Source organism: Hymenobacter arcticus (genome assembly GCF_054779975.1).
The window spans coordinates 1-9,843 of the sequence record NZ_BAAGXF010000035.1 but is presented as its reverse complement, the minus strand read 5'-3'; the positions used below and the strand labels follow the sequence as shown (position 1 = coordinate 9,843).

The window sequence follows — 9,843 nt, the reverse complement described above, 5'->3', positions numbered from 1 at the left end:
CTGGTGGAGCACCGCCAGTACATCACCACCCACGGCGAGGACATGCCCGAGGTGCGCAACTGGCAGTGGAAAGCGTAGCAGTTGGTTTGGTCCGTCGGCTTGCGCTGGTGGACCAAACCAACTGCCGAACTTAACCTGTCTCAGGAGCCCCTTTGCCACGCAACGCGCCCCTCGGTGGGCGGCAGCCAGACCATGTTGGTTTGGTGCTGCCGCCCACCGAGGGGCGCGTTATATGTCAGCTAATGAACGGCTTACAGCGCATTTAGCATCTTCACGATTTGGCGCTCGCGCTTGCCCAGCTTGGCTTGCAGGCGGCCTACTAGCTCGTGGCCTTTGCCTTCCACGTAGGTCAGGTCTTCGTCGGTGAGCTGCGAGTAGGCTTGCTGGAGCTTGCCTTTGAGCTGGTTCCAGTCGCCGCGCAGGTGCAGGCGGTGTTCGATACGCAGGTTGCGGAATTTGCGGCGGCGCGCGATACCCTTTTCGGAGTACAGCAGCACCCCGGCGAGGGCTCCTACGCCAGCGCCAGCGAGGGCGGTGAGCAGGACTTTGCCAGTCTTGTTTTTGGGCGTTTCGGACGTCATGAGGAGCGAGCTAAAAAGTGAGGGAGGCCGCCGCCGGCCAGCATAGGAGCTGGGTAGCGGGGGTGGGCAAAGGTTCCGCCGCCCGAGGCCGCGCAGCCCTGACCATCGTCAGGCTCGCCCCTTGATTTTCGTCATAGTTCGGCCAGGTCATTTGCGGGAACCTTGCGAAGGAAGAGTCGGAAAAGGAGCTGTTTAGCGCAGTTCACAGGTTCAAGTCTCCCTTTTTCCGGCCACCCGCAACCCCTTTTAATGGAGTATTACGTAACCCCCGTGGCCGAAGTAGCCGCTGCGCTAGGCACCTCGCCGGCCGGCCTCGATGCCGCCACGGCCGCCCAGCGCCTGGCCGATACCAAGCAAAAAGCCTGGTGGCAGCTGCTGCTCAGCCAGTTCACTGATGTGATGATTTTGGTATTGTTGGCGGCGGCTGGCATCTCGGTGGCGGTGGGCGAGGCGCAGTCGGCCTACGTTATCCTGGCTATTATTATGCTGAATGCGGCCCTCGGCTTCGGGCAGGAATACCGGGCCGATAGGGCCCTGGCGGCCTTGCAGCAGCTGGCCCCGCCGCAGGTGCTGCGCGGCGGCCAGTCCGTGGCCGTGCCGGCGGCCAGCCTGGTGCCCGGCGACGCGGTGCTGCTCGAAGCCGGCAACGTCATGCCGGCCGACGTGCGCTTCCTCGAAACCCACGCCCTCAAAGTAGATGAGTAGTCGCTGACCGGCGAGTCGGCCGACGTGGAGAAATTGAGCAGAATGCCCCTTGTTCATTGATTCCCGGCTCCTGGCTCCCGAAGGATTCCGCGCATTGAGCGGCGTGGGCCGGGGTGGGGTAGGGTATGAGGGCGAAAAGTAGCACCCCTTCACCTGACAAAAATCACCTTCCCAACCTGTCTATCGTCAGGAACTAGGCTGCGCGTGGCCCACATCTTTGGTTTCTGTAAATCAGCCGTTTGCTGCTAACATAAACCGTCGCCGCCATGAAAATGAATTTTGTCGTGCTCACCGACGCCGCCCCCGCCGACGAGCCGCTGCTGGGCTACGCCGCCGCGCTGGCCGCCGCCGTGGGGGCCACCCTGCATCTGGTGCACGTGGTGTCGATGCCGCCCATTGCCACCCTCGAATACGGCCTGCCGCTGCTCGACACGACCTATGTGCCGGCCGTGCGCGAGAGCCTGCGGCGGGCCGCCGCCCGCCTGCTCGTGCCCACCACTGTGGCAGTGCTGGAAAGTGACTGGTCCGCGGCCCTGGCCCAGGTGCTGGCCGCCCACCAGCCGGCGCTGGTGCTGGCCGGCCTCACCGCCACCGATGGCCCGCTGGATGAGTTGCTGAGCAACCGCGCCCTGCCCTTGCCGCACCAAACCGGCTACCCCCTGCTGCTGGTGCCGGAGCACCTGCCCACCGCCGCCCAGCGCCCCCCGCGCCACCTGCTGCTGGCCGTGGAGGACCAGCCGTTCCAACTCACGCCGCCGGCGCTGGCGCTGGCCCCGCTGCTCGATGCGCTGGCCTGCACCGTCACGCCCGTAACGGTGCTGCCCCTGCACCACCCCCGGGCCGCCGGCGAGGCCGGCCTGCGCGCCGCCCGCACCTGCGGCCTGGCCGCCGCGCTGCCCAGTGCCCAACTGCACCGGGTAGGGGGCGTGCGCCCCGCCACGGGCATCGGGGAAGCCGCCGACGCGCTGGAGGCCGACGTGGTGGCGCTGCTCGACCAGGGCCACGGCTGGGTGCATAAAGTGTTCAGCGGCAGCGTGATTGCCGATGTGCTGCGCTACTCGCAGGTGCCCGTGCTGCTGCTGCCAGTGGTGACGGAGTAGCCGCGGAATTGACTGCTAATTGCTTGCCTTTGAACTCGCTAGGCTGCATCAACTCTAGCGGCTCGCTGTGATGCGCCCAGTTTGCTTCGCCGGAGTTAGCGAACTCACCTTACGCGAACCTCACGAGACCCCTATGGGGCATAGCCCCCTCTCCAAAAAATAGGGAGCTATGCCCCATAGGGGTCTCGTGAGGTTCCCCGCCCGCTGGGCCCCACCATAACGCCCCATAATCCCATGCCTACCAGCGCCCTACGCGCCCCAAGCGTAGCTACCCAGCCGCCGGGCCTCACCACTGCCGGCGTGGCCGCCGCCCGCGCCGCGCACGGCCCCAACGTGCTGCCCGACAGCGCCCCCACCGGCCTGCTGGCCACGCTGAAAGACGTGGTGACCGAGCCCATGTTCTTGCTGCTGCTGCTGGCTTGCGGGCTGTACGTGGCGCTAGGCCAGGGCGCGGAAGCCCTCACGCTGGGCGCGGCGCTGCTCGTGGTGGCCGGCATTTCGGTGTACCAGGCGCAGCGCAGCGACGCGGCCCTGGGGGCCCTGCGCGAGCTGACCCAGCCCCGGGCCCAGGTGCGGCGCAACGGCGCGCTGGCCACCGTGCCGGTGGCCGACCTGGTGGTGGGCGATGCCGTGTGGGTGGCCGAGGGCAGCCGCCTGCCGGCCGACGGCATCCTCACGGCGCTCAACGACTTTTCGGCCGACGAGGCCATCCTCACCGGCGAGGCCGTGCCGGTGGCCAAGGCCGTGGGCGACCCGGTATTTGGGGGCACCAGCACGGCCTCGGGCAGCGCCTGGCTCACGCTCACGGCCGTGGGCGGGCACACCAGGCTGGGCCTGATTGGGACAAGCATGGCCGCTATTGAAACCGAAAAAACACCCTTGCAGCTGCAAGTGCAGCAGTTTGTGGCCCGCATGGCCTGGGTGGGATTCGGGGCGTTTGCGCTGGTGTGGGGCGTCAATTATGCCAAGTCGGGTGATTGGGTGACGGCCCTGCTGTTTGGCCTCACGCTGGCCATGTCCATCCTGCCCGAGGAAATTCCGGTGGCCTTCAGCAGCTTCATGGCGCTGGGCGCGGCCCGCCTGAGTGGGCTAGGCGTGCTCACCAAGCAGCCCCAAACAGTGGAAAGCCTGGGCTCGGCCACCGTCATCTGCACCGACAAAACCGGTACTCTCACCGAGGAAGGTATGGTGGTCAGGCAGCTGTACGACGGGGCTACGGCCAGCCTACTATTGCTGCCCGGCCCGCTCACGGCTACTGCCGCGCCGGTGCTGGCCTACGCCCGCTACGCCAGCGAAACCGAGCCCTTCGACCCCATGGAAAAGGCCATCGTGGCCGCCTTCGCCACCGCCGACCCGGCCGCCGCCGCGCCCGCCCCCATGCTGCATGAGTACCCGCTGGCCGGCACCCCGCCCATGATGACGCACGTGCGCCGGATAGCTGGCCAGCCACTCATTGCCGCCAAAGGGGCCGTCGAACACGTGCTGGCCGTGTGCCGCCCCGCGCCCGCCGTAGCCGCCGAAATTCGCCGCGTCACGCGGGAGCTGGCGGGGCAGGGCTACCGGGTGCTGGGCGTGGCGCGCGGCACCCAGCCCGGCCCCGATTTCCCGGCCGAGCAGGACGGTTTTGCCTGGGAATTTCTGGGGTTAATTGCCCTCGAAAACCCACCCAAGGCCAACGCGGCGGCCGTTATCCGGGCCTTCACCGAAGCGGGCATTCAGGTGAAGATGATAACCGGCGACTACCCCGAAACGGCCCAGGCCATTGCCCGCCAGGTGGGCCTGCCTGGGGCCGATACGCTGCTTACCGGCCAGCAGGTGATGGACTTACCAGCCGCCGAGCTGCCGCCGCTGGCGGCCCGCACAGCGGTGTTTGCGCGCATGTTTCCGGAGGCCAAGCTGAAAGTAGTGGAGGCCCTCAAAGCCACCGGCGAAGTAGTAGCCATGACCGGCGACGGCGTTAACGACGGCCCCGCCCTCAAGGCCGCCCACATTGGGGTGGCAATGGGCCGGCGCGGCACCGAAGTAGCCCGCCAGGCCGCTTCCCTGGTGCTCGTCGACGACGACCTGGGCGGCATGGTTACGGCCATTGCCCAGGGCCGGCGCATCTACCAGAACTTCAAGAAAGCGGTGTTCTACGTCGTGTCCATCCACATCCCGATTGTGCTTACCGTGGCCGTGCCGCTGCTGGCGGGCTGGCGCTGGGAAAACCTGTTTACGCCCGTCCACATCATTTTTCTGGAGCTGGTAATGGGGCCCACCTGCTCCATCGCCTTCGAAAACGAGCCCCCCGAGGCCGGCCAGATGCACCAGCCGCCGCGCCCGCTCACCAGCACCTTTTTGGCCGGGGCCGAGCTGGGCCGCAGCCTGGCGCAGGGCCTAGGCATTGCGGCGGCCGTGCTGGGCGTGTACTACTACTTTATGCAGCAGGGCGCGGCCCTGCCGGTGGTGCGCACGCTCACCTTCACCACGCTGGTGCTCAGCAACATCGGCCTCACGCTGGCCAACCGTTCGTTCACGCAGTCAGTTTTCCAGACCCTGCGCGTACCCAACCGCCTACTGTGGCTGATGCTCGGCCTCACGCTAACCTTGCTACTGGTGACGCTGCTGGTGCCGCCGGCGCAGCGGCTGTTTGGCTTTGCGCCCGTGCCGCTGGCGCAGCTGGGCTGGTGCGCCCTGGCCGCGCTGGTGGGGGTAGGCTGGGTGGAGGTGTACAAGGCGGTGCTGCGGGCGCGGCCGGCCGGGTAGTGCCGGCTTCGCAGTAACGATGCCAAGTATGTATTGAACCTATTTAGGAGGATTGAATGCTCAGACCTCCTAAATAGGTTCAATACATACTTGGCATCGTTACTGCGAATAACTAATTCTGCCAAAAAACATCATTAGTTTACAGTAGGGGGTTCGATGAGGCGACAAGATTCGGCAAGTTTGCGAGCTACTGATTTGGTCATGTTTCCCTTGATTAAGGCATGTGCCTCATTAGCGGGTTTATCCCCGCTGGCAGGGGTAGGATTATGCTCGCAAGTACAGCCTAATTCCAGGGGAACAGCTGCCAATAGAAAAGCCCCCGTAACGGCCCCGCCCGCTTGCGTCCTTTGTGAGTAAATGGCTTGCTCGAGGGTGGTGAGCGCTGCAATATCAACTGACCAGCCATCTTCATCCTTTTTGAAAGAGAATGCTGCACTACTCAGAATAGTATCTCCTTTTTCATTTACCTTGAAGCAGTTGGGGTTCAATGGCACCCGACGAATTAATTCGTCGTCGTCGGTTATCACATATGCCATGCGCAACTACTGATTAAGCGGTCTGTGTGGCATGCCAATCGGCCGCCTCCTCAAGTGTAAAAAACTCTTGTGCTACTTCGTTCTGAGCATCAAAAAAGGTGTATTCTGCCTCACCAGTCGCCGCTATAGTCGCTTCCAAGGCATAAATACCACCATCCACGTCGAATTGTAGGCCGCCATCCCGTCGGGGAAAAACCGCTAAACGAGCATTATGACGCGGCAGCAAATGCAAAAAACATGGGTTGTTGAGTACATCCACGGCGGCCTGAATGGCTTGTGGTGCTACCGGCTCTGCGCCATACGAGTCCCAGTCGGAGGGTAGCGCAGCAAAGCCGAGTACTTTTTCTACTGTTCGGTCAAGTAGCAGTGCTGCACCGGCCGGAGCCGGGCTAGCATCCTCGGTTACTGATTGCGTAACGTCGCCGTAGGACTTAGCAAGTAACACTGCTTTTCCTGACCGGCGTGGCGCAAAATACCCGCGCGCCACGATAGTCAGATAGGTCGACGCAGTAGCTATGCCGCGAGCCGTGGTGGGTCTTTGGCGCAAGGTAAGGGTCATAGCGAGAGGGGTTTAAATTCGTAATTAGCTAATTTCAAAATCATGGTGAGAACTAAAAACACGTTTTCTACGCCGTATTCTCCGTCATCTAATAATCCGTGCGCTACGCGGTTGCGTAGGTTTTCACCAGCTTTTTCGTGTAGGTAGTATTTAATAAAAAAGAGGTCGTCCGGGTCCAGGTGTTCCTCTAGGTCTCGTAACAACTCATCCAGTAGTTTTTCCATTACTACCCCGGCCTTCTTTGGGTTAGGCCGAAAGGTAACAATGGTAATCTTGTCGCAGATGTAACGGAGAATGTACTCTATTTTTAGCGTCAGCGAGTCAGTAGCTGCTACAAAATCAGGCTCTTCGGTTTCGCCCGCCCGCCAGCGGTCCAACTCGGTAAATAATACCCGAATACCCGAAGCCAGCAGACGTAAAGGATAGGTTTGGTAGCTACGGCCGTTGGAGCTCATTGGCCGGCTCTGTCCCAGCCAGCTAGCTTCCAAATGTTGCATGATACCGGCGGCTGTTAGCTTGTCGGCCTTGTAGGCTGCCAGCATTAGTCTCACCAATGTTTGGGTAGCAATTTGCCCTGATAGTCCGTAGCTACTCAATACCTGAAAGCGTGCTATTTCTGCTGGTGTATTGAAGAGCTGGATAGCATTCCCGTACTTATCCTGCACCGTAATGGGTAATATGTCGGTAAATGATTTTTCCCGCATTTTTACGTTTTCCTCTACGGCTCGCACCGAATCAAACATGGGCGTGGCCGCAATCAGGGTAATGAGTTCGGCCTCCGAGCAACGGGCTACATCGGCCGCAATGCTTGCAGCGATGGCGCGGGCACCTTCTTCGGGGTAGGGCGTGCGTACCGTCCCTAGCGGAAACTGCGTGCGCAACTGCTGGTACTGCTGTTGCACCCGTGCTTCGGCAACCGGCTCCCGCCAGGTACTATACAGCCGGAGTGCGTGGTCCATAAAAACCGTGGCAGCGGAATTGCCCTGTGTCGCCGCTTCTGTGGCTAGGTGCTCATATTGCTCAGCTGTGAACAACTGCCAGGGGCGTGCATCAAGCTTCAATCGAGTTGCCAAAGCGGCCGTGGCTTGGGCTAGCTCCATTGCCCCGTATTGATAACTCGTACCTAATGCGACCACTGCCTCCCGGTTTTTATTCAAAAAATTGGATAAGTCGCTGGCCTCCTGAAAAGGCTGGGGGTGCTCAGTCAGCAACTCTGTGAAGGTGGCAAATAGTACCAACGTGCCTGGCTGGTAGGGGTCCCAATCTAGCTGCGTTTTCAGGATAAATCCCGCAATAGCTCGTAGCAGTTCCGCCGTTTGTGGGTGGCCACGTCGGCTTATGGCTAATTTAAATGCTAATACTAGTGTCTGTACGGCGTGCAGCACATAGTGCTTACGTGCTGTATCATCTGGAATGCGGCGAAAATACTGCTGGCCTAGCTGGAAGAAAATAGCCACTAGTTCTGCTACCTCCTCTTGGCGCTTACGCTGGTCGCGCAAGTACAGAAAAAAGCCGTATTGGCTTTTTAAATACAGGTTATCAGTAGTTGCCAGCCGCTGCGCTAAGTAGTTGTATTCCCGTTCGCCATAGCCTGTTGTGTCGGGCCAGCCATATTGGCGCGTCTCTCCATCTTCATCCTGCCGGGTAAACGAAATATGATAGCCGACTTTCTTCTCTAATGTTTTGCTAGCAGCCAATACCGCTTGCTCTACCTGTGTTTGCCATTCCAATGCCACTTCGTTTGCGGCTTTGTATCGCGCCGCTAGTTCACCTAGCTTGGTAGTAAGGATAGCGTTATCAGTGACATCTATGTTGCTGGAATCTAACTGTTGCAGATATTCCGCTAATTCTTGTGGCATAGCAAGGTGTTGAACCAACGTGCTGGTTCACTGAGTAACAACATTACGGCAATAGGAGTGCAAAACACTTTATATCCTCTCTCAAGTTAGCTAAAAGATGGTTTAGGTGTTCGGAAGCGAAGTGCGATAATTATCCTCGCCCCATTACTCTCATCTACTACCCCCCGAAACTATCCCACTCGGCCACATGCTATATCCAGGCATGACGCTAACCTTTTCCCCTTTCCAATCGCCTGATTTAAATCAGGTTATTACCAACCTGGCGTCATGCCGGCCGCGGGCGGGGACCGATACTTTTGTTGCGGCCGCTGCCTGAGCAGCCGGGCGGCGGTGGGCTTCCTGCTACCCGCCGCTGGCTTGATTATCCGGCCGGTCGGGTGGGCTGCCCAGGCGGAAGCCGCGCTACGCTACTATTTTCTTCTTTTGGCTATGCCGCTCACCCTCGTTGTTTTCGCTGGTTTCTACGCCGCGGCCCGCCACGCCGAGCAGTACGCCGATACCCTGGCCCAGGCCCTGCCCGGCCGGCTGGTGCTGCTGCACGTCAACCGGGCCGCGCTCTTCGACCCCTACCAGGTGGTGGGCGAGCGCTACCGCCGGGCCGAGCTGGCCACCGAAACCGACACCACGGCCGCCTTGCACCGGCAGGCGGCCACGCTGCGCACCCCGGCTACCGTGGTGGTTACCACCGACTTGCTGCCCGCTATTGCCCACGACCTGGCGGCCGGCTACCAGCCGGCCCTGTTCGTGCTCAGCCAGCCCGACCCCGACCACCCCGCCGCCAGCGTGGTGGCCGACTGCGCCGAGCTGCTGCGCGCCGGCCAGCACGCGCTGCTGGTGGTGCCCCTCACTGCCCCGGCCACCCAGGCCCCCCGCCGCATTGTGCTGGCCGCCGACCGCGAGGCCTTTGCCTTGGCGCCGGCCGCCCAGCCCCTGCACGCGCTGCTGGCGCGGCCGGGCACCGAGCTGCTCGTGGCCCACGTGTCGGGCGCCGTGGAAGACGACTCGGGCTGCGCCGCCGCCCTGCGCGCCGTGCTGGATAGCGGCCTGCTGGCGGGCCTGCCCATTCCCGAGCTAAGGGGCTATACCCAAGCTGATTACGCCGAGGGCGTGCTGGCGGCCGTGCGCGACACCCAGGCCGACCTGGTGGTGGTGTTCGCCCGCCAGCGCAGCTACCTGGGCGAGGTCTTTCACCGCAGCGTAACGGCCCGGCTGCTAGCCACTTGCCCCGTGCCGGTGCTGCTACTGCCCACCACGCTGGCCGCTACCCCTGCCGCGTTGCCAGAAACTCCCGCCACCATGGCGCAGTACGCCAGTGCCGTACTCCAGGGCCTCAGTCCGGCTTCTTAGAGCAATTCTGAAGTAGGCACACAGCTGTCATTGCGCGCACCGCGAAGCAACCGCACCTGCCCGATGACTGGACGATTCTGTTCTGGTGCGATTGCTTCGCGGTGCTTGTAATGACAGACGTATGCTAACCTGAAATCTGCGCCAATTTAAGATTTAAACTGTTGGTTGTAAGTAAGTTATGACTTACGCAAAAATGGTTGTCATTGCGAGCGCAACATTCTGCGCATTAAGCAGAGATGGAGCGCGGCAATCGCATCAGCACGATACCCGAACGATTCCATTCTGGTGCGATTGCTTCGCGTTGCTCGCAATGACAAACGTTTTGCGTAAGTCCTATTAAGAGGCTATCCAAATAGGCAATTATACCAAGTGATTCGAGCGCAGGCAAAATGGAGCATGGCGAGGTAGTTT

At 61.4% G+C, this 9,843-nt stretch carries 9 protein-coding genes; 4 read left to right on the top strand and 5 right to left on the bottom strand.

Features of this window, described 5'->3' with window-relative positions; genetic code table 11:
- Nucleotides 1-251: 251 nt before the first annotated feature.
- Nucleotides 252-581 (bottom strand): CsbD family protein, encoded by a 330-nt coding sequence (locus ACYVGC_RS24805; RefSeq protein ID WP_460586539.1) that lies wholly within the window; start codon nucleotides 579-581, stop codon nucleotides 252-254.
- 249 nt (nucleotides 582-830) lie between these two features.
- Here ACYVGC_RS24805 and ACYVGC_RS24800 point away from each other — a divergent pair, with 249 nt between their 5' ends.
- The 3 genes from ACYVGC_RS24800 (at nucleotide 831) to ACYVGC_RS24790 (ending at nucleotide 5,131) form a co-directional block, all read left to right on the top strand.
- Nucleotides 831-1,286, top strand: a complete 456-nt coding sequence (locus ACYVGC_RS24800) for a cation-transporting P-type ATPase (protein ID WP_460586538.1) — start codon at nucleotides 831-833, stop codon at nucleotides 1,284-1,286.
- 266 nt (nucleotides 1,287-1,552) lie between these two features.
- On the top strand, nucleotides 1,553-2,386 hold the full coding sequence (locus ACYVGC_RS24795; protein ID WP_460586537.1) for a universal stress protein: 834 nt from the start codon (nucleotides 1,553-1,555) through the stop codon (nucleotides 2,384-2,386).
- A 234-nt stretch (nucleotides 2,387-2,620) separates the two neighbouring features.
- The gene (locus ACYVGC_RS24790; RefSeq protein WP_460586536.1) at nucleotides 2,621-5,131 is read left to right on the top strand and encodes a cation-translocating P-type ATPase; all 2,511 of its coding nucleotides are present in this window, start codon (nucleotides 2,621-2,623) and stop codon (nucleotides 5,129-5,131) included.
- Between the two features lie 134 nt (nucleotides 5,132-5,265).
- On the opposite strand, the gene ACYVGC_RS24785 is transcribed toward ACYVGC_RS24790, so the two are convergent.
- From ACYVGC_RS24785 to ACYVGC_RS24775, 3 genes are read right to left on the bottom strand one after another with little or no spacing between them, the layout of a single operon-like run.
- Entirely contained in the window at nucleotides 5,266-5,658 is a 393-nt protein-coding gene (locus tag ACYVGC_RS24785; protein ID WP_460586535.1) for a hypothetical protein, read from the bottom strand.
- Nucleotides 5,659-5,680: 22 nt separating this feature from the next.
- Nucleotides 5,681-6,226, bottom strand: coding sequence for a hypothetical protein (locus ACYVGC_RS24780; protein WP_460586534.1), 546 nt, complete (start codon nucleotides 6,224-6,226; stop codon nucleotides 5,681-5,683).
- Nucleotides 6,223-8,103, bottom strand: a complete 1,881-nt coding sequence (locus ACYVGC_RS24775; RefSeq protein WP_460586533.1) for a DUF4209 domain-containing protein — start codon at nucleotides 8,101-8,103, stop codon at nucleotides 6,223-6,225. The genes ACYVGC_RS24780 and ACYVGC_RS24775 overlap by 4 nt, the downstream gene beginning before the upstream one ends.
- A 411-nt stretch (nucleotides 8,104-8,514) precedes the next feature.
- On the opposite strand from ACYVGC_RS24775, the gene ACYVGC_RS24770 reads away from it, so the two are divergent.
- Nucleotides 8,515-9,432: a universal stress protein gene (locus ACYVGC_RS24770; RefSeq protein ID WP_460586532.1), complete on the top strand. Its 918-nt coding sequence runs from the start codon at nucleotides 8,515-8,517 to the stop codon at nucleotides 9,430-9,432.
- 226 nt (nucleotides 9,433-9,658) lie between these two features.
- Here the strand turns inward: ACYVGC_RS24770 and ACYVGC_RS24765 are convergent.
- On the bottom strand, nucleotides 9,659-9,843 hold a 185-nt coding region (locus tag ACYVGC_RS24765; RefSeq protein ID WP_460586531.1), incomplete at its 5' end, for a hypothetical protein.

What these genes read in the sequence shown, in the direction of transcription:
- ACYVGC_RS24780 (WP_460586534.1), bottom strand. Translation starts at nt 6,226, where the DNA reads ATGACCCTTACCTTGCGCCAAAGACCCACCACGGCTCGCGGCATAGCT.
- ACYVGC_RS24795 (WP_460586537.1), top strand. Translation starts at nt 1,553, where the DNA reads ATGAAAATGAATTTTGTCGTGCTCACCGACGCCGCCCCCGCCGACGAG.
- ACYVGC_RS24800 (WP_460586538.1), top strand. Translation starts at nt 831, where the DNA reads ATGGAGTATTACGTAACCCCCGTGGCCGAAGTAGCCGCTGCGCTAGGC.
- ACYVGC_RS24790 (WP_460586536.1), top strand. Translation starts at nt 2,621, where the DNA reads ATGCCTACCAGCGCCCTACGCGCCCCAAGCGTAGCTACCCAGCCGCCG.
- ACYVGC_RS24770 (WP_460586532.1), top strand. Translation starts at nt 8,515, where the DNA reads ATGCCGCTCACCCTCGTTGTTTTCGCTGGTTTCTACGCCGCGGCCCGC.
- ACYVGC_RS24805 (WP_460586539.1), bottom strand. Translation starts at nt 581, where the DNA reads ATGACGTCCGAAACGCCCAAAAACAAGACTGGCAAAGTCCTGCTCACC.